This window comes from Enterobacter cloacae complex sp. P2B (assembly GCF_014895985.1).
GTDB lineage: Bacteria > Pseudomonadota > Gammaproteobacteria > Enterobacterales > Enterobacteriaceae > Enterobacter > Enterobacter bugandensis.
Genome location: NZ_JADBQQ010000020.1, coordinates 95,650 through 115,590, shown reverse-complemented (window position 1 = coordinate 115,590; position 19,941 = coordinate 95,650). Strand labels below are relative to the sequence as shown.

Sequence of the window (19,941 nt, the reverse complement as noted above, 5' to 3'; positions counted from 1 at the left end):
TTACCAGCGCGCTTTCAGCAGGTTCGGCTGAATACCATTGATCGAATGGGTATTGCTGAACGGCTGCTTGATGCCTGCTTCGAATTCGTCGCGGAAATATTTAATCGCGCTCTGCAGCGGCTCGACGGCACCCGGTGCGTGGGCGCAGAAGGTTTTACCTGGCCCTAAGAATCGACACAGTTGCTCAAGCGTCTCGATATCGCCCGGCTGGCCTTCGCCGCGCTCGATGGCGCGCAGGATCTTCACGCTCCACGGCAGACCGTCACGGCACGGTGTACACCAGCCGCAGGACTCACGGGCGAAGAACTCTTCCAGGTTACGTACCAGCGAGACCATGCCGATCTCGTGGTCGACGGCCATCGCCAGCGCCGTACCCAGACGGCTGCCTGCTTTCCCAATGCTTTCGAATTCCATCGGCAGGTCAAGGTGGGCTTCGGTCAGGAAGTCTGTCCCTGCCCCACCCGGCTGCCAGGCTTTGAATTTCAGGCCATCGCGCATGCCGCCGGCGTAGTCTTCAAGAATTTCGCGTGCGGTGGTACCGAACGGCAGTTCCCAGACGCCAGGGTTCTTCACGCGCCCGGAGAAGCCCATCAGCTTGGTACCGGCATCTTTGCTTGAGGAGATGCCCTGATACCACTCCACGCCGTTGGCGAGGATAGCCGGGACGTTACACAGGGTTTCGACGTTGTTTACGCAGGTCGGTTTACCCCACACGCCGGAGCTTGCCGGGAACGGTGGCTTGGAACGCGGGTTCGCACGGCGGCCTTCCAGGGAGTTAATCAGCGCAGTTTCTTCACCGCAGATGTAACGCCCGGCACCGGTGTGCACGAACAGTTCGAAGTCAAACCCGGTACCCAGGATGTTTTTACCCAGAAGGCCGGCTTCGGTGGCTTCGGCAATCGCGCGACGCAGGTTTTCTGCCGCTTCGATGTACTCACCGCGCAGGAAGATGTAGCCACGGTACGCTTTCAGCGCAAACGCGGAGATCAGCATGCCTTCCACCAGCAGGTGCGGCAGCTGCTCCATCAGCAGGCGGTCTTTATAGGTGCCTGGCTCCATTTCATCGGCGTTACACAGCAGGTAACGGATGTTCATGGATTCGTCTTTTGGCATCAGGCTCCACTTCAGACCGGTGGAGAAGCCCGCGCCGCCACGGCCTTTCAGGCCGGAATCTTTCACCGCATTAACGATGTCGTCCGGCGCCATGCCGCCGAGGGCTTTACGCGCACCGGCATAGCCGTTTTTGCTCTGGTATTCGTCGAGCCATACCGGCTGTTTGTCATCGCGCAGACGCCAGGTCAGCGGATGCGTCTCAGCAGTACGAATTACAGTTTTCATTTGTACTGCTCCAGCAGGTCAGGAATCGCTTCCGGCGTCAGATGGCTGTGAGTGTCCTCATCAATCATCATGGTCGGCCCCTTGTCGCAGTTACCCAGGCAGCAGGTTGGCAGCAGAGTAAAGCGTCCATCGAACGTGGTCTGGCCCGGCTTGATATTGAGCTTTTTCTCAATCGCAGCCTGAATGCCCTGATAGCCGGTAATGTGGCAGACGACGCTGTCACAGTAGCGGATCACATGGCGGCCAACCGGCTGACGGAAGATCTGGCTGTAGAACGTGGCCACGCCTTCTACGTCGCTTGCCGGAATACCCAGCACTTTCGCGATCTCATAGATCGCCCCATCCGGCACCCAACCACGCTGTTTCTGTACGATTTTCAGCGCTTCAATGGACGCCGCACGCGGGTCTTCGTAGTGGTGCATCTCGTGCTCAATGGCGGCACGCTCTGCTTCACTCAGCTCAAAAGCCTCGGTTTGTGGTTGTTGATTCTCGTGCATAATTAGCGGTCCACATCTGACATAACAAAATCGATACTACCCAGATACACAATCAGGTCAGAGACCAGACTGCCGCGGATGGCGGACGGGATCTGCTGCAGGTGCGCAAAGCTCGGCGTACGCACGCGAGTACGGTAGCTCATGGTGCTGCCGTCACTGGTCAGGTAGTAACTGTTAATACCCTTGGTCGCTTCAATCATCTGGAAGGATTCTTGCGCCGGCATGACCGGACCCCAGGAAACCTGCAGGAAGTGGGTGATCAGGGTTTCGATATGCTGCAGCGTGCGCTCTTTCGGCGGCGGCGTCGTCAGCGGGTGATCCGCCTTGAACGGGCCTTCCGGCATGTTGTTGAGGCACTGCTCAAGGATGCGCAGACTCTGGCGCAGCTCTTCCACTTTCAGCATCACGCGGGTGTAGCAGTCGGACACGCCGCCGCCTACCGGGACTTCAAAGTCGAAGTTCTCGTAGCCAGAGTAAGGACGGGCTTTACGCACGTCGAAATCAATACCGGTCGCGCGCAGGCCAGCACCTGTCGTCCCCCACTCCAGCGCTTCTTTCGCGCCGTAGGCAGCAACGCCCTGGGAACGGCCTTTCAGGATGGTGTTGCGCAGCGCGGCTTTCTCGTAGGAGGCCAGACGCTTGGGCATCCAGTCGAGGAATTCACGCAGCAGGCGGTCCCAGCCGCGCGGGAGATCGTGCGCCACACCGCCGATGCGGAACCAGGCCGGGTGCATACGGAAACCGGTAATGGCTTCGACCAAATCGTAGATTTTCTGACGATCGGTAAAGGCGAAGAAGACCGGGGTCATCGCGCCGACGTCCTGAATGAACGTGGAGATGTACAGGAGGTGGCTGTTGATGCGGAACAGTTCTGACAGCATAACGCGAATCACGTTAACGCGATCCGGTACGGTGATGCCTGCCAGTTTCTCAACGGCCAGCACGTATGGCATTTCGTTTACGCAGCCGCCGAGGTACTCGATACGGTCGGTATACGGAATGTAGCTGTGCCAGGACTGACGCTCGCCCATCTTCTCAGCACCGCGGTGGTGGTAGCCGATGTCAGGGACGCAGTCGACAATCTCTTCGCCATCAAGCTGAAGAATAATACGGAATGCACCGTGCGCAGACGGGTGGTTCGGACCGAGGTTGAGGAACATGAAGTCCTCGTTTTCAGTTCCGCGCTTCATGCCCCAGTCTTCCGGCTTGAAGGTCAGCGCTTCCATCTCCAGATCCTGCTTGGCTTTGGTCAGTTCAAACGGATCGAATTCGGTCGCACGTGCCGGGTAGTCTTTACGCAGCGGGTGGCCGGTCCAGGTCTGCGGCATCATGATGCGCGTCAGGTGCGGGTGGCCGTCAAAGGTCATGCCGAACATTTCCCAGGTTTCGCGCTCGTACCAGTTGGCGTTCGGGAAAAGTTTGACGATCGTCGGCAGATGCATGTCGTTTTCAGACAATGCCACCTTGAGCATGATATCCGTGTTGCGGTCTATTGAGATCAGGTGGTAGAAAACGGAAAAATCCGCAGCAGGGAGACCCTGGCGGTGCGTTCTCAGACGTTCGTCCATGCCGTGTAAGTCAAACAGCATGACGTAAGGTTTTGGCAATTTCTTGAGGAAATCGACAACTTCCAGCAATTGTTCACGCTTCACCCAAACAACGGGTACCCCGGTGCGGGTCGCCTGAACGGTAAAGGCATCCGGCCCAAAACGGTTGCGCAGTTCGCCAATAACGGGGTCATCAAGATGATCCCGGGTCTGCCAGGCGGCTTCTTGCGCGGTTAAGTCGGTCATATTGTTCACCATTGCAAATGGTCCGTGGTGACTGTTAAGCCTGGCTTCGCGCTATTTGAGTAGTGATATGCGAAGGTTTTCTCCAGGCCTACAGGCGCAAATTAAATTTCGTCAGGCGTACGCAGGTTGGTGACGGCAATACGTTCACCGCGTTTACGCTCGCGCTCGGACTGCATGTTCGCGCGATAGACACCCTGATCGCCAACAACCCATGAGAGTGGGCGACGTTCTTTACCGATAGACTCCTGCAGCAGCATCAGCGCCTGCATATAGGCTTCTGGGCGCGGCGGGCAGCCCGGGATGTAAACATCCACCGGAATGAACTTATCAACGCCCTGTACAACGGAATAAATGTCGTACATACCGCCGGAGTTTGCACATGCGCCCATGGAAATAACCCATTTTGGCTCCAGCATCTGGTCATACAGACGCTGAATAACAGGTGCCATTTTGGTAAAGCAGGTACCGGCCACCACCATCAGGTCAGCCTGACGCGGGGAAGCACGCAGTACCTCGGCCCCAAAACGCGCAACGTCATGCACCGCAGTGAATGACGTCACCATTTCAACGTAGCAGCAAGAAAGGCCAAAGTTGTATGGCCAGATGGAGTTCTTACGACCCCAGTTGACCATATCGTGCATGGCATGTTCGAGTTTGCCCATGTACACGCTTTTGTTGACTTCTTGCTCCAGGGGGTCGGTTACGATCTCCTGTTTTTGCAGGGGGTAACGGTCATTCTCACCGTTAGGATCTATGCGGGTGAGCGTATAATCCATCTTATTGCCTCGCTGTTACTGCTGACGATTAGAGATACTGTTTTCCGGGTTGATGTGTTCACGACGTGAACGCGCAGGCGTCCAGTCAAGCGCGCCAATACGCACCAGATAAACCAGACCGGCCAGTAGCACTAAAATGAAAATTGCGGCCTCGACAAAGCCCACCCAACCACTTTCGCGAATGGAGGTCGACCATGCGAACAGGTAGAGCGCTTCCACGTCAAAGATGACGAAGAACATCGCTACCAGATAGAACTTGGCAGACAGGCGTAAGCGAGCGGAACCTACTGAATCAATACCTGATTCGAAAGGTGTGTTTTTGTGCCTTGCACGGGCGCGACCGCCCAGGAACCAGCCGCCGACTAACATCAGGCAGCACAGGCCAATGGCTACAATAAGAAAGATTGCGAATGCCCAGTGATGAGCGATGACTTCTGTGGATGTTGACATACTCATTGCTTACTCATCAAAAGTGATACCGACGACACTGCTCTTGCTGGCAGATGGGCATCACATCGATTCATGGGGAGGAACAAATAACCTTACACTAACTGTCTGAAATGAGACGTAGACAGCAAAATGATGGGGTTTTTTACTCCTTTCTATAACCTATTGTCAACTTTAACAAAGGTTTCTTCACATTAAATTACATCGAGCGATTCTCATTAACATTTGGTGCCCTTTAACCCTGGTGGTTACCTGACTTTTCGTCAAATGCATGTTGTTGAATCGTGTCCGTTTTGGAAGTAAAAAAAATAACCCTCCTATTTTGACAGGATTTGCCAACGATTCCTCCCCCCAAATAGGAGTATTTTCTTGATCTGAGACACGCTTTTGTTAATTCACCCAAAAAACCGGCAACATATTTGCTGCTTTTTTAACATCAAGGGGTTATGGATGAAGTTAGAACGGAAAGTGAACAAGATTTAAGCAGAAGCATTTATTCCCTTGATATGTATGTTTTATTTATGAAAACCCTGTAACGAAAGAGGATAATAATGGCAAAAAAAAGCCACTGCGTGCGAAAACGGCACGAGTGGCTTTTTTTTACACTTACAATTTGTTACCAGAATTTTGAGCTTTTGATCACTCAAAGTCACCTTCAACGATCAGGGAATCATCCCCCCCTTCGGAGGTAACATGCTCGAACTGCCATGGGTTATGGTAATTTTCCATCGCCTCAAACACCACCTTCGCCAGCTCGTTATGACTGGACGCGTTATGGCAAAGCAGATACTCGGTATCCGGCAGCGCTGGGAGACCATCAGATTTACCGAGAACGCGCAGATCGGGGCTCATCATCTCTACCGGACGGGCCGTTACGCCAAGACCCGCTTTCACGGCGGCACGCACCGCGGGCAGCGTGGACGCTACATAGGCCAGACGCCACGGAATGTTGGCTTCATTTAACGCCGTAAGCACCATATCCCGGAAAGGACTCGGATCGTCCAGTAAAACCAGCGGTACGGGTTCCCCTTTTTGCAACACGTATTCCGCTGCGCAATACCAGTGCGTTGGCGATGTGCGCAAGGTCAGACAATCAAACTGTCCGGGACGATGCGTCGTGACCACCAGGTCGACCTTGTTCTCATTTAACATCTCAACCATAAAGGCATTACGCTTTACGCTCACATCCAGCGCAAGCTTCGGATAAACCGAGCTAATTCGGTTGAGAAGAAACGGCAATATTGTATCCGCTGACTCATCAGATGCCCCTAAGGTTAACACCCCCTGAAGGTTGCTAAACATTAATGACATACATGCTTCATCATTAAAGCGAAGAATTTTCCTGGCATAACCCAGTAGCTGAATACCGTGTTCCGTTAAGAGCTTATTACGCCCGTGACGGGCAAAAAGCTCTTTCCCAACCAGTTGCTCCAGCCGCTGCATTTGCTGGCTAACGGCGGACTGAGTTCGGCAGACGGCGGCAGCAGCTGCTGCAAAAGTGTTGAGATCGGCGACCGCAACAAACGTTCTCAGCAGATCGAGGTCGAGATTCATTATCGGACGATTTGCATTTATCATATCTATTCACTTTCAGGTTGCTCGTGCGGAGCTGCCCGGGTTGAAGCTGTGTGTAACAGTTAAGCAATTCCTTCTGAAGGTTTTCCCTCGCATCCCGGCCCGGCAGACTGCCTGACAGATAGTTATTGTGCTGCTTTATATCAACAGTCAGAAAGCACGTTTCATGACGTTATTTTTATTCTCTTAAACGTTCAGGATATTTAGATGTTCGCAGGATTATGTAAATTACATTAAAGGCGTAACACTTTTTCTGCCATCTTTTTCGCAGCGCTGTCAACGTAGCAGGAGATGTTTGACACATTCCAGCCAGAGATAACTCCAACAATAACAATCAATTAAATCGAAAAATCAGTTTCAAAAATGCAAAACCACTGCATCTTTCTACTGCTTTCCGTATAGACATCTTAACCCAAATCCACTTTATTTATAAGTCTTATTGCAATATTCAGGATTAAAGAGGTTTGTTAAGCTTCTAAACTAATTTTATTAGAATTAACTAAAGTTGCATTTTGTTGGTTAATAATAAATAAATTTTAATTTAGATTATGGTCATTCATTAATAACACTTAACATTAATTTCACATGATTAACTTTTAGCCGCTCCGGGCTATTACTGCAAGGTCCCTTCAACACTCAGGTTTTACGAAATGTCACCCAGCGTAACTTCTGCTTGTTGTCTGCGCGTTTTTTATTTTCCATCAGAACAATATGCATAATTCACATAAATCAGTAGCACAATCAACCTTTATTTATGGTTTGTACATGACGTTAAGGCAGTGAAAGCGTCAGTCAATAGTTAAAACGATTCATCACAATTTCGCTATGGGCACAAAATCTTCTTCTGCACACCCTTCAAAACGAAGCGTGGGGGGAGTACATTATTCCGTGCTGACTTCCACGGCAGGGAGTGGCAATAATAGCGAAAAGGTTAAAGGTTCATGTCCCCTATCGAAAAATCCAGCAAGCTAGATAACGTCTGTTATGACATCCGTGGCCCGGTTCTGAAAGAGGCAAAACGCCTTGAAGAAGAAGGCAACAAGGTTCTGAAGCTCAACATCGGCAACCCCGCGCCATTTGGTTTTGAAGCGCCGGATGAAATTCTGGTTGATGTGATCCGCAACCTGCCTACGGCACAAGGCTATTGTGACTCAAAGGGACTTTACTCCGCCCGTAAAGCCATTATGCAGCACTACCAGGCGCGCGGTATGCGTGACGTTACCGTCGAAGATATCTATATCGGCAACGGCGTCTCCGAACTTATTGTTCAGGCCATGCAGGCGCTGCTGAACAGCGGTGACGAAATGCTGGTTCCCGCGCCGGACTATCCGCTGTGGACCGCTGCCGTATCGCTCTCCAGCGGTAAAGCGGTACATTATCTTTGCGACGAATCCTCTGACTGGTTCCCGGATCTGGACGACATTCGCGCGAAAATCACGCCTCGCACGCGTGGGATTGTGATCATCAACCCGAACAACCCGACGGGCGCGGTCTATTCAAAAGAGCTGCTGATGGAGATCGTGGAGATCGCCCGCCAGCACAACCTGATCATCTTCGCTGACGAAATCTACGACAAGATCCTTTACGACGCGGCGCAGCACCACTCTATCGCCGCGCTGGCGCCCGACCTGCTTACCGTCACCTTTAACGGACTGTCTAAAACCTACCGCGTGGCCGGTTTCCGTCAGGGCTGGATGGTGCTGAACGGCCCGAAAAAGCACGCAAAAGGCTATATTGAAGGGCTTGAGATGCTGGCGTCGATGCGTCTTTGCGCCAACGTGCCTGCTCAGCACGCGATCCAGACGGCGCTGGGCGGCTACCAGAGCATCAGCGAGTTTATCGTCCCTGGCGGTCGCCTGTACGAACAGCGTAACCGCGCATGGGAACTGATCAACGATATCCCGGGCGTCTCCTGCGTGAAGCCGAACGGGGCGCTGTATATGTTCCCGAAAATTGACGCGAAGCGCTTCAATATCCACGACGATCAGAAAATGGTGCTCGATTTCCTGTTGCAGGAAAAAGTGCTGCTGGTTCAGGGGACGGCGTTTAACTGGCCGTGGCCGGACCACGTGCGTATCGTGACCCTGCCACGTGAAGACGATCTCGAAATGGCTATCAGCCGCTTCGGGCGATTCCTCTCTGGATACCATCAGTAATCTTAAAATCAGGCTACTTCGGTAGCCTGATTTGCATCTTCCCTCCCCTCCCCGCACAATGAAGTCCTGTCGCAGTGAAGACAAAAGGTAACCTATGAGTCAGAGCCATTTCTTTGCCCACCTCTCCCGCCTGAAACTGATCAACCGCTGGCCGCTGATGCGCAACGTGCGTACAGAGAACGTGTCTGAGCATAGTCTTCAGGTTGCTATGGTTGCTCATGCGCTGGCTGCCATTAAGAATCGCAAATTTAACGGGCAGGTGAATGCCGAGCGCATCGCTTTGCTGGCGATGTACCACGACGCATCAGAGGTGCTGACCGGCGACCTGCCTACGCCAGTGAAATATTTCAATTCTCAGATTGCTCAGGAATATAAGGCTATCGAGAAGATTGCCCAGCAGAAGCTTATCGAGATGGTGCCCGAAGAGCTACGCGATATCTTTGAACCGCTCATCGACGAGCATCAGTATACGGAAGATGAAAAGTCGCTGGTCAAACAGGCCGACGCGCTGTGCGCCTATCTGAAGTGTCTGGAAGAGCTGTCTGCGGGCAATAATGAGTTTTTACTGGCGAAAACGCGTCTGGAAAAAACGCTAGAATCCCGCCGCAGCGAAGAGATGGACTACTTCATGCAGGTATTTGTGCCGAGCTTCCATCTATCGCTGGACGAGATTAGCCAGGATTCACCGTTGTAATTTTAGCCGGGTGGCGGCTTCGCCTTACCCGGCCTACGTTTCTGCGCTCACGCTAAAACGGGAATAACACCGGAATTAACACCACGCACACCACCATCACCAGCACGGTGAACGGCACGCCCAGCTTCACGAAATCGCTGAACTTATAATTCCCCGGCCCCAGCACCAGCGTGTTCACCGGCGATGAAACCGGCGTCATAAACGCCGCGGATGCCGCCATCGCGACCATCATCGCAAACGGGTACGGCGACACGCCCATAGATTTCGCCATCGCCAGCGCAATGGGCGCCATCAGCACCGCCGTCGCGGTATTCGAGATAAATAACCCTATCGTGGCGCACATGACAAACAGACAGACCATCATCATGTACGGTCCATACCCGCCGCCCACGTCCATCAAGCCTTTTACGATCAGATCCACCCCGCCGGTTTTTTGCAGTGCCAGGGCAAAGGGCATCATCCCGACGATAAGAATAATGCTCGGCCAGTGAATGGCTTTATACGCGCTTTCGGCGTCAATGCAGCGGAATTTCCCCATCAGCAGGCAGGCGATAATGGCTGCGACCGGATTAGGGATTTCATCGGTCAGCATCAGCGCCACCATCAGCACCAGACAGAAAATCGCATGGGGCGCCTGGCTGTGCGCCGGGGAGGCATCGCTCTCCTCGACCGGCATGTTGAGCACCACAAAATCACGCCCTTTTTGCCCGAGCTGGCTTATCAACTTCCAGTTGCCGACCACGAGAAAGATATCTCCCAGCAGGATCGGCTCATCGACGACGGCCCCTTCCATCGCCACGCCATCACGCTTCAGCCCCACTACGTTCAGGCCATAGCGGGTACGGAAACCCATTTCACGCACGGTTTTACCCAGCAGTTCCGATTCCGGTATCAGCGACACTTCGGCCATCCCCACATCCAGCGCCTGGTCGGAGAAATACTCGCCGCGTAGCACCATCGGCTCCAGCAGCTGCTCGCTACAGAACTCTCGCAGATCCACGTCCGCCGTTGACATATCAATCAGCAGGACATCACGCGCGCGGAACTCTGATACCCCGTTCACGTTAACGATCACCCGACGAAAACGACGCCAGCGCTCAACCCCGATCACGTTCGCGCCATAACGCTCGCGCAGCTTAAGGTCGTCGAGCCGCTGGCCGACCATCGGCGAGCCGGGGCGAATGGCCAGACGGCGCGCCCGCCCGGTGAGGCGGTACTCTTTGATCAGATCGCGGAAGGTACGTCGCTTCCACCCCTCTTTATTCTTATCCTGTTTGTCGCCTTTGAGGGCAAAACGGGTCAGCAGCATGTAGACCACGCCCATCGCCAGAATCACCAGTCCAAGCGGGGTGACGCTGAAAAAGCTGAAGCCCTGAAACCCTTCACGAATCAGCTCGCTGTTGACAACCAGGTTCGGCGGCGTCGCCACCAGCGTCATCATTCCGCTGATCAAACCGGCAAAGCTCAGAGGCATCATCAGGCGCGACGGCGAGCTCTGCATCCGCATTGAAACGCTCAGCACCACCGGGATAAAAATAGCGACCACGCCCGTTGAGCTCATAAACGCCCCCAGCCCGGCGACCGTCAGCATCAGGTAGATCAGCATTTTGGTTTCACTGCTGCCGGCCACCTTAACCAGCCACGCGCCCATGATGGTCGCCACGCCGGTGCGAACAAGGCCGTCGCCGATGATAAACAGGGCAGCTATAAGGATAACGTTGGGGTCGCTGAACCCGGAGAAGGCTTCCGGTAGCGTGAGCGTGCCGCTCAGCACAAACGCGACGATGACAAACAGGGCGACGGCATCCATGCGCACCTTGCCTGTGGCGAAGAGAATAATGGCGATTAAAAGCAGGCTCAGAACCCAGATCAGTTCACCGTTCACAACCTATCCTTGTCAGTGGAAGATGAGAAATTTTGCCATAAAAAAGCCCCAGCAGCGTGGGGCTATATCATGGGATTACATTTTTAGCGAGACGGTTACAACTCCGTCGGGCGCTTTTGACACCGCCAGCGCCATCAGGGAATGAATCACAAAGTCCGCCTCGTCCAGGCGTGGAGATCCCGCCGGAACGTTAACGGCAATGACGTGGCTCCCGGCGTTCAGCCCGGCCAGCACGCCAGCGGCCGCATCTTCCACCACCACACACTCTGCAGGCGCGAAGCCCAGCATTTCTGCACCAAGCAGAAACGCATCCGGCTCCGGCTTGCCGCGTTTAACGCGCTCAGCCGTAATGAACACCTCAGGCTTCGGTAAACCGGCCGCCTTATGGCGGGCATGCGCGACCGGAACAGAGCCGGAGGTGACGATAGCCCACGGGATTTGCGCTTCATTCAGATGCTCAAGCAGTTCGCGCGCCCCGGGCAGCGCGGTAATGCCCTCGGTGTCGGTGGCCTCAATCTGCTCCAGGTATTTGAACTCCGCCTGGATCTCTTCCTCAGAACGCCCCGCTAAAAAGTGCCGCAATGAGGTAATGGCCTGTTTGCCATGGATAAAATTCAGCACGTCCTGATGGTCGATGCCGTGCCGGTCGGCCCAGTGGCACCAAGAACGCTCCACCACCGGCAGCGAATCCACCAGCGTACCGTCCAGATCAAACAGAAAACCTTTACACTGCACACGCACCTCCGTCAGGCATTAATGATTTGTTGAATTTCGTTGCTGCTTAAATGGTACTGACGCGGGCAGGCGTGCCACGCGCTCAGCATACGTTGATATTTATCCCACATGGGGGTTTGGGCGTTGAAGCCGTGCGTTCCCGCATCAAAATGGGTGTAGCGCCCTTCGGTGTTCACCATAAAGCGAACATAGCTCAGATAGCGCGCTTCCGTCGCGGCATCAAAGCCTAAAAAGGTCACGCGACGTTCGTCAATGGTCTGCTGGTCTTTGAGATTCGTCCAGGAGACGTGCAGAGCGTGATACATCTCCATAATGTCGATCACGATGCGGCAGGTTTCTTCTTTCAGCTCGCCAAACTCGCGGTCCAGTTCGCGCATTTGCAAACCAAAACCGCGTTCGACGATGGTTTGCAGGCGGCTGTAGCGCGCAGCGTTATCGGGATCAAGCATAGTCATCATCTTGTACTGGTTAGACAAAATCAGACGTTGAGCATGGGTCATTTCCATCTTTCGACTCCTGTAGCGCATTGCACTGTAAAAAAAAGACACGGTAACGGTGTGTTACTGTGCCTTCTTTTGTTAGTCGTTTCGATGATCAATCACAAGTCATCGAGGAATGTTTTATCCAGCTGCTTAAAAGCACGCTTTAACGTGTCCGCCAGCGCCTGGTAATCCGGCTTGCCTTCAACCGGGGCCAGCGCCTGCCCGGCCTCCTCCAGTTTTCCACGCACTTCATAAAACCAGTGTAAAATAGAAGGCGGAAGCGGCGTAATGGAGCGTTTGCCTAACCACCACAGCCCCTGCATCGGCAGGCTTAGCGCGAAGAGCGCCGTTGCGACGGCAGGACCAAGCTGTCCACCGAGGGCGATTTGCCAGCACAGAGTAAAGATAGCCACCGGAGGCATAAAGCGAATCGCATAGCGCGTGGCGCGGATCGTGCGATTCTCAATAAACATTGGCGCAAGGCGCTTTTCCATTGGCCACGTCTTTGCGTAATGCTGTCCCCGACGAAACAGACTGAAAAAGCTCACGGACGGGATTTCGGGTGTCGACATGGCTGTACCTCAACTTCACATATAAAAATTAAAATTTTTGTGCAAAACCACAACAGGCTATGACAACGTTCAAAATATTTTGTCATCGCTACCCCGTATCGGGTATTCTGTGCCAGCCTGATAGGGCCGTAGACGAGAAGCGTTAACTCGTCAAATTATCGCATATTATGCCATTGTCTGAAAAATGTTCAAAATGGCTTAAAATCATAGGTATTTCTTCCATCCTGCCAGAATGTTCGTTTGGCATGATGTTAATCATAAACGTCTGGGTCAGCTTGCGTTACGCTTTTAGGCTCATTGACGTTTTTTTAGCCACGTATCAATTATAGGTACTTCCATGTCGAGTAAGTTAGTACTGGTTCTGAACTGCGGTAGCTCTTCACTGAAATTCGCCATCATCGATGCGCTCAACGGTGACGAGTACCTCTCTGGTTTGGCCGAATGTTTCCATCTGCCTGAAGCACGTATCAAGTGGAAGATGGACGGCAGCAAACAAGAAGCGGCTTTAGGTGCAGGCGCCGCTCACAGTGAAGCGCTGAACTTTATCGTTAACACTATTCTGGCACAAAAACCAGAACTGTCTGCTCAGCTGACTGCGATTGGTCACCGTATCGTCCACGGCGGCGAAAAATACACCAGCTCCGTTGTCATCGACGACTCAGTTATCCAGGGCATCAAAGACTCTGCCTCTTTTGCTCCGCTGCATAACCCGGCGCACCTGATCGGTATAGCTGAAGCGCTGAAGTCCTTCCCGAATCTGAAAGACAAAAACGTGGCCGTGTTTGACACCGCGTTCCATCAGACCATGCCGGAAGAGTCTTACCTCTATGCCCTGCCGTACAGCCTGTACAAAGAGCACGGCGTACGTCGCTACGGCGCGCACGGCACCAGCCACTTCTATGTGACTCAGGAAGCCGCAAAAGTCCTGAACAAGCCGGTTGAAGAAGTCAACATCATCACCTGCCACCTGGGCAACGGTGGTTCTGTTTCTGCTATCCGCAACGGTAAATGTGTTGATACCTCTATGGGTCTGACCCCGCTGGAAGGTCTGGTGATGGGTACCCGTTCCGGTGACATCGACCCGGCGATCATCTTCCACCTGCACGACACACTGGGCATGAGCGTTGACGACATCAACAAAATGCTGACCAAAGAGTCTGGCCTGCTGGGTCTGACCGAAGTCACCAGCGACTGCCGTTACGTTGAAGACAACTACGACAGCAAAGAAGACGCGAAGCGTGCAATGGACGTTTACTGCCACCGTCTGGCGAAGTACATCGGTTCTTACACCGCGCTGATGGATGGTCGTCTGGACGCGGTTATCTTCACCGGCGGCATCGGTGAGAACGCGGCAATGGTACGTGAACTGTCCCTGGGCAAACTGGGCGTACTGGGCTTCGAAGTCGATCACGAGCGTAACCTGGCTGCCCGCTTCGGCAAGTCTGGCTTCATCAACAAAGAAGGCACCCGCCCGGCTATCGTTATCCCAACTAACGAAGAGCTGGTCATCGCGCAAGACGCGTGCCGCCTGACTGCCTGATTCCACACCGCCAGCAATGCTGGCGGTGCTGTTTTGTAACCCGCCCAACGCGGCGGTAACGAAAGAGGATAAACCGTGTCCCGTACTATTATGCTGATCCCTACCGGAACCAGCGTCGGCCTGACCAGCGTCAGCCTCGGCGTGATCCGCGCTATGGAACGCAAAGGCGTTCGTCTGAGCGTCTTTAAGCCTATTGCCCAGCCTCGTGCCGGTGGCGATGCGCCAGACCAGACCACCACCATCGTGCGTAAGAACTCCAATCTTCCTGCGGCTGAACCGCTGAAGATGAGCCACGTTGAGTCTCTGCTCTCCAGCAACCAGAAAGACGTGCTGATGGAAGAGATCATCGCCAACTACCACGCTAACGCGCAGGACGCGGAAGTGGTGCTGGTTGAAGGCCTGGTCCCGACCCGCAAACACCAGTTTGCCCAGTCCCTGAACTTTGAAATCGCGAAAACCCTGAACGCAGAGATCGTTTTCGTGATGTCTCAGGGTACTGATACCCCAGAGCAGCTGAAAGAGCGTATCGAACTGACGCGCAGCAGCTTCGGCGGCGCGAAAAACACCAGCATCACCGGCGTGATCGTTAACAAACTGAACGCACCGGTTGATGAACAGGGCCGTACGCGTCCTGACCTGTCCGAAATCTTCGACGACTCTTCCAAAGCGAAAGTCATCAAGGTTGATCCGGCAAAGCTGCAGGAATCCAGCCCGCTGCCTGTACTCGGCGCAGTGCCATGGAGCTTCGATCTGATTGCCACCCGTGCAATCGATATGGCGCGTCACCTGAACGCGACCATCGTTAACGAAGGCGATATCAACACCCGCCGCGTGAAGTCCGTGACCTTCTGCGCGCGCAGCATTCCGCACATGCTGGAGCACTTCCGCGCAGGTTCCCTGCTGGTGACCTCCGCAGACCGTCCGGACGTGCTGGTTGCTGCCTGTCTGGCGGCGATGAACGGCGTGGAAATCGGTGCAATTCTGCTGACCGGCGGCTACGAAATGGACGCGCGCATCAGCAAGCTGTGCGAACGTGCGTTCGCTACCGGCCTGCCAGTCTTCATGGTGAACACCAACACCTGGCAGACCTCTCTGAGCCTGCAAAGCTTCAACCTGGAAGTGCCGGTTGATGACCACGAGCGTATCGAGAAAGTTCAGGAATACGTTGCGGGTTACATCGACGCAGACTGGATTGAATCCCTGACCGCGACCTCCGAGCGCAGCCGCCGTCTGTCTCCTCCAGCCTTCCGCTACCAGCTGACCGAGCTGGCGCGTAAAGCGGGCAAACGCGTGGTTCTGCCAGAAGGCGACGAGCCACGTACCGTTAAAGCGGCGGCTATCTGTGCAGAGCGCGGCATCGCGACCTGCGTGCTGCTGGGTAACCCGGATGAGATCAACCGCGTTGCGGCGTCTCAGGGCGTTGAGCTGGGCACAGGCATCGAAATCGTTGACCCGGAAGTGGTGCGCGAAAGCTACGTTGCCCGTCTGGTTGAGCTGCGTAAGAACAAGGGCATGACCGAAGCCGTTGCGCGCGAGCAGCTGGAAGACAACGTCGTGCTGGGCACGCTGATGCTGGAGCAGGACGAAGTTGACGGTCTGGTTTCCGGTGCGGTTCACACCACCGCGAACACCATCCGTCCACCGTTGCAGCTGATCAAAACCGCACCGGGCAGCTCTCTGGTTTCTTCCGTGTTCTTCATGCTGCTGCCTGAACAGGTTTACGTTTACGGCGACTGCGCGATCAACCCGGATCCTACCGCAGAACAGCTGGCAGAAATCGCTATCCAGTCTGCGGACTCCGCGACCGCTTTCGGTATCGAGCCGCGCGTAGCGATGCTCTCCTACTCCACCGGCACCTCGGGTGCAGGTAGCGACGTAGAGAAAGTCCGTGAAGCGACCCGTATTGCGCAGGAAAAACGTCCCGATCTGATGATCGACGGCCCGCTGCAGTACGACGCCGCGGTAATGGCTGACGTGGCGAAATCCAAAGCGCCGAACTCGCCGGTTGCCGGTCGTGCGACCGTGTTCATCTTCCCGGATCTGAACACCGGTAACACCACTTATAAAGCGGTACAGCGTTCAGCCGACCTGATCTCCATCGGGCCAATGCTGCAGGGCATGCGCAAGCCTGTGAACGACCTGTCCCGTGGTGCGCTGGTTGACGATATCGTCTACACCATCGCGCTGACGGCGATTCAGTCTTCGCAGCAGCAGTAATGTTTTGCCCGGTGGCGCTGGCGCTTACCGGGCAACAAAAAGGCGACCACACGGTCGCCTTTTTTTATTACAGCAGCTCCCGCGCCGCCGACACAATGTCATGCGCCGTCAGGCCATACTCTTTTTGCAGGAAGTCCTGTGTGCCCACCTGGCCGTAACGCTCCTTCACGCCCACGCGACGCATCGGCACCGGGCAGGTCTCCACCAGCACTTCCGCCACCGCTGACCCGAGACCGTTGTGAATACTGTGGTTTTCGCAGGTCACAATACGCCCGGTTTTCTCGGCATAGTTTTTCACCAGCATCCGATCGATGGGCTTCAGGGTAAACATGTCGATGACCGCTGCGCTTACCCCCTCCTGTTCCAGCTGGCGCGCCGCCTCCAGCGCTTCCGCCACCATGATGCCGTTGGCAATCAGCGTGATATCGCTTCCCTCGCGCAACACGTTGCCTTTGCCAATGGTGAAGGTTGAGCCCGGCGCATAGACGCTCGGCGCCTGCTTGCGGATGGTGCGCACCCAGTAGAAGCCTTCGAGATCGATAAGCTGACGCAGCACATCCTCGAACATCACCGCATCGGTAACTTCCAGCACCACCGAATGCGCCAGACCGCGCACGATGCCCATATCCTCGAAGGACATGTGCGTCCCACCGTTGTGGCAGGCCGTCACGCCCGCATCCGAGGCAATCACCTTCACGTTGTTGCGCTGGTAGTCCAGGGACATAAACAGCTGGTCGAAGCAGCGGCGGCTGGCAAACGCGGTGAAAGTGTGCACGAACGGCTTACGGCCGGTGAGCGACAGCCCCGCCGCAGTGCCGATGACGTTGGCCTCCATAATGCCGCAGTTAATCACGTGCTGCGGATAATCGCGCGCTACGCCGTCCATCGCCATTGAGCTCATCAGGTCCGCTTCCAGGGCGATAATCTCGCTGCCGGCCTCAATCTGCTTTGCCACAAAGCCCGCGTAGACCTTGCGCATCTCAACGGCGTCTTTCTGTCCTGCCGGTGCAACCTTAATCATGTGAAGCCTCCAGTTGGCGAATCGTCTCATTGAGGGCCGCTTTGCTCTCCGCGGTCAATCGCAGGTGGTGCGAGTTGCTGAGCTGTTCCAGGTAAGGCACGCCCTGCCCTTTGATGCTGTCGAGGATCACCACACGCGGACGCGCATCGGCCTCCGGTACCCTTGAAGTCACCTTCAGCAGTGCCGGAATGTCATCCCCTTTGACCGTCACCACGTCAAAGCCAAAGGCGCGGAATTTGCCCTCCAGGTCGAAGGCACAGATGATTTCGTCCAGTTCGCCGTCGAGCTGCTGTTTGTTCCAGTCCACGAACACGGTCAGGTTGTTCAGACGATGGTGAGCGATAAACTGGAACGCTTCCCAGCACTGGCCTTCGTTCAGCTCGCCGTCGCCAACGATGCAGAAGACCCGATTCGGTCGCCCGGCCAGCCTGTGCGAGAGTGCCATACCGCCCGCAATGGAGATCCCCTGCCCCAGCGAGCCGGTGGTGGCATCCACGCCTCGCGTTTTCAGGCGGTCCGGGTGGCTGGGCAGACGCGTTCCGTTCTGGTTCAGCGTGCTCAGCTCTTCAACCGGGAAGTAGCCCTTAATCGCCAGGGTGCTGTAGAGCGCCGGGCCTGCATGACCTTTCGACAGCACAAAGTAATCGCGCTCAGGCCAGTCCGGATCCGCCGGGTCGATCTTCATCACGGCGCCGTACAGCACCGCCAGGGTTTCCACCACCGACATGCTGCCGCCGTAGTGCCCAAAGCCCAGCTGCGTCAGGGATTTGAGGGTTTCAAGACGGATCTGACGCGCCAGTTCGGTTATCTCGTTCTCATTCATGATTTGGCTCCGGTATTTTCCTGCGCGTTACTACCCGCAGGTTTGTTTTTCGCGAAGATGTTGTAGGCCACCAGCAGCGCGAACAGCGCCACAACCAGCCCGGTGATGGCAAGCGGTGACAGGAAGCGCGCCAGGTTGCCCAGCACAATCCCGACCGCGCCGAAGTCGGCGTCCGAGAAGGTGGTGTTAGCAAAGCCAATCGCACCCAGTACCGGCAGCAGCAGGACCGGGAGGAAGGTAATCAGCAGGCCGTTAGCAAAGGCGCCTATCATTGCCCCGCGGCGTCCACCGGTGGCGTTTCCGAACACGCCCGCCGTCGCACCGGTGAAGAAGTGCGGCACCACGCCCGGCAGGATCAGCACCCAGCTAAACTGACCGCAGATCAACAACCCCACAATTCCCCCGAGGAAGCTGAACAGGAAGCCAATCAGCACCGCGTTTGGCGCATAGGGGTAGACCACCGGACAGTCCAGCGCCGGACGCGCGTTCGGCACCAGTTTTTCCGAGAAGCCGGTAAAGGCCGGGACGATTTCCGCCAGAATCAGGCGCACGCCCTGCAGGATGATGAACACGCCCGCCGCGAAGGTGATCGCCATGATGATGGCATACACCAGGTAGTTTTGCCCGCCGCTGAAGGTGGACTCCACGTACTCACGCCCGGCGCTTACCGCCATGATCAGATAGATAATCATCATGGTCAGGGAGATGGAGATCGAACTGTCGCGCAGGAAGCTGAGGTTTTTCGGCAGGTTCATCTCTTCGGTGGAGCGCGAGCCTTTGCCGACCCTGCTGCCAATCCAGCCGGACAGCACGTAGCCCAGCGTACCGAAATGACCGAAGGCGATCTCATCGTTGCCGGTAATACGCTTCATATAGCGCTGCGCAATCGCCGGGAAAAAGGCCATAATCAGGCCGAGAATCAGTGAACCGGTAAAGACCAGCCCTACTCCCTCGAAGCCTGCGACCGTCAGGATCACGCCGATCATGCACGCCATGTAGAAGGTGTGGTGCCCGGTCAGGAAGATGTACTTCAGGCGGGTAAAGCGCGCGACGACAATGTTCGCCACCATGCCGAAGGCCATGATCAGCGCGGTCGAGGCACCGTATTTTTCCAGCGCGATCGACACAATCGCTTCATTGTTTGGAATAATGCCCTGGATATTAAAAGCGTGCTCAAACATGCCGCCTAACGGGTTTAACGACCCCACCAGCACCGTGGCGCCACCGCCCAGTACAATAAAGCCGAGAATCGTTTTAATTGTGCCTTTTACGACATCAGAAAACGCTTTTTTCTGCGCGACCAGACCAATTAACGCAATTAAACCCACCAGCACCGAAGGGACTTTTAAAATATCGACAACGAAATTCAGCGTTTCAAGGATAAACATAT

17 protein-coding genes are annotated in these 19,941 nt (G+C 55.0%); 4 read left to right on the top strand and 13 right to left on the bottom strand.

Annotation, left to right across the window (positions count from 1 at the left end; genetic code table 11):
* The 6 genes from nuoF to lrhA form a co-directional block, all read right to left on the bottom strand.
* A complete protein-coding gene (gene nuoF / locus IM313_RS17700; RefSeq protein WP_006811381.1) occupies nucleotides 1-1,338 on the bottom strand; it encodes an NADH-quinone oxidoreductase subunit NuoF in 1,338 nt (445 codons plus the stop codon).
* The gene (gene nuoE / locus IM313_RS17695; protein ID WP_006176513.1) at nucleotides 1,335-1,835 is read right to left on the bottom strand and encodes an NADH-quinone oxidoreductase subunit NuoE; all 501 of its coding nucleotides are present in this window, start codon (nucleotides 1,833-1,835) and stop codon (nucleotides 1,335-1,337) included. Before nuoE ends, nuoF begins: the two co-directional genes overlap by 4 nt.
* A 2-nt stretch (nucleotides 1,836-1,837) precedes the next feature.
* Nucleotides 1,838-3,640, bottom strand: a complete 1,803-nt coding sequence (gene nuoC / locus IM313_RS17690; protein ID WP_192971260.1) for an NADH-quinone oxidoreductase subunit C/D — start codon at nucleotides 3,638-3,640, stop codon at nucleotides 1,838-1,840.
* A gap of 89 nt (nucleotides 3,641-3,729) precedes the next feature.
* Nucleotides 3,730-4,404, bottom strand: a complete 675-nt coding sequence (gene nuoB, locus IM313_RS17685; protein ID WP_003861482.1) for an NADH-quinone oxidoreductase subunit NuoB — start codon at nucleotides 4,402-4,404, stop codon at nucleotides 3,730-3,732.
* Nucleotides 4,405-4,419: 15 nt separating this feature from the next.
* Nucleotides 4,420-4,860, bottom strand: coding sequence for an NADH-quinone oxidoreductase subunit NuoA (nuoA, locus tag IM313_RS17680; RefSeq protein ID WP_014171000.1), 441 nt, complete (start codon nucleotides 4,858-4,860; stop codon nucleotides 4,420-4,422).
* 630 nt (nucleotides 4,861-5,490) lie between these two features.
* A complete protein-coding gene (lrhA, locus tag IM313_RS17675; protein WP_028013934.1) occupies nucleotides 5,491-6,429 on the bottom strand; it encodes a transcriptional regulator LrhA in 939 nt (312 codons plus the stop codon).
* Between the two features lie 938 nt (nucleotides 6,430-7,367).
* On the opposite strand from lrhA, the gene alaA reads away from it, so the two are divergent.
* A complete protein-coding gene (alaA, locus tag IM313_RS17670) occupies nucleotides 7,368-8,582 on the top strand; it encodes an alanine transaminase AlaA (RefSeq protein WP_003861471.1) in 1,215 nt (404 codons plus the stop codon).
* Nucleotides 8,583-8,676: 94 nt separating this feature from the next.
* Nucleotides 8,677-9,276 carry a 5'-deoxynucleotidase gene (gene yfbR, locus IM313_RS17665; RefSeq protein ID WP_028013935.1) on the top strand — a complete coding sequence of 200 codons (600 nt, stop codon included), beginning with the start codon at nucleotides 8,677-8,679 and terminating at the stop codon, nucleotides 9,274-9,276.
* A gap of 52 nt (nucleotides 9,277-9,328) precedes the next feature.
* On the opposite strand, the gene IM313_RS17660 is transcribed toward yfbR, so the two are convergent.
* From IM313_RS17660 to yfbV, 4 genes are all read right to left on the bottom strand, one after another.
* On the bottom strand, nucleotides 9,329-11,161 hold the full coding sequence (locus IM313_RS17660) for an SLC13 family permease (RefSeq protein WP_028013936.1): 1,833 nt from the start codon (nucleotides 11,159-11,161) through the stop codon (nucleotides 9,329-9,331).
* Between the two features lie 75 nt (nucleotides 11,162-11,236).
* Nucleotides 11,237-11,896, bottom strand: coding sequence for a sugar phosphatase (locus IM313_RS17655; RefSeq protein WP_192971259.1), 660 nt, complete (start codon nucleotides 11,894-11,896; stop codon nucleotides 11,237-11,239).
* An 11-nt stretch (nucleotides 11,897-11,907) separates the two neighbouring features.
* Nucleotides 11,908-12,402, bottom strand: coding sequence for a YfbU family protein (locus IM313_RS17650; protein ID WP_003861461.1), 495 nt, complete (start codon nucleotides 12,400-12,402; stop codon nucleotides 11,908-11,910).
* Nucleotides 12,403-12,494: 92 nt separating this feature from the next.
* A complete protein-coding gene (gene yfbV, locus IM313_RS17645; RefSeq protein ID WP_028013938.1) occupies nucleotides 12,495-12,950 on the bottom strand; it encodes a terminus macrodomain insulation protein YfbV in 456 nt (151 codons plus the stop codon).
* Between the two features lie 337 nt (nucleotides 12,951-13,287).
* On the opposite strand from yfbV, the gene ackA reads away from it, so the two are divergent.
* Nucleotides 13,288-14,490, top strand: coding sequence for an acetate kinase (ackA, locus tag IM313_RS17640; RefSeq protein WP_041908924.1), 1,203 nt, complete (start codon nucleotides 13,288-13,290; stop codon nucleotides 14,488-14,490).
* A gap of 75 nt (nucleotides 14,491-14,565) precedes the next feature.
* Nucleotides 14,566-16,707: a phosphate acetyltransferase gene (gene pta / locus IM313_RS17635; protein WP_041908921.1), complete on the top strand. Its 2,142-nt coding sequence runs from the start codon at nucleotides 14,566-14,568 to the stop codon at nucleotides 16,705-16,707.
* 67 nt (nucleotides 16,708-16,774) lie between these two features.
* On the opposite strand, the gene IM313_RS17630 is transcribed toward pta, so the two are convergent.
* From IM313_RS17630 to IM313_RS17620, 3 genes are read right to left on the bottom strand one after another with little or no spacing between them, the layout of a single operon-like run.
* Nucleotides 16,775-17,728: a transketolase family protein gene (locus IM313_RS17630; protein ID WP_045259691.1), complete on the bottom strand. Its 954-nt coding sequence runs from the start codon at nucleotides 17,726-17,728 to the stop codon at nucleotides 16,775-16,777.
* A complete protein-coding gene (locus tag IM313_RS17625; protein ID WP_028013942.1) occupies nucleotides 17,721-18,551 on the bottom strand; it encodes a transketolase in 831 nt (276 codons plus the stop codon). Before IM313_RS17625 ends, IM313_RS17630 begins: the two co-directional genes overlap by 8 nt.
* Nucleotides 18,548-19,939 carry a PTS ascorbate transporter subunit IIC gene (locus tag IM313_RS17620; RefSeq protein ID WP_045631476.1) on the bottom strand — a complete coding sequence of 464 codons (1,392 nt, stop codon included), beginning with the start codon at nucleotides 19,937-19,939 and terminating at the stop codon, nucleotides 18,548-18,550. Before IM313_RS17620 ends, IM313_RS17625 begins: the two co-directional genes overlap by 4 nt.
* Nucleotides 19,940-19,941: the final 2 nt, after the last annotated feature.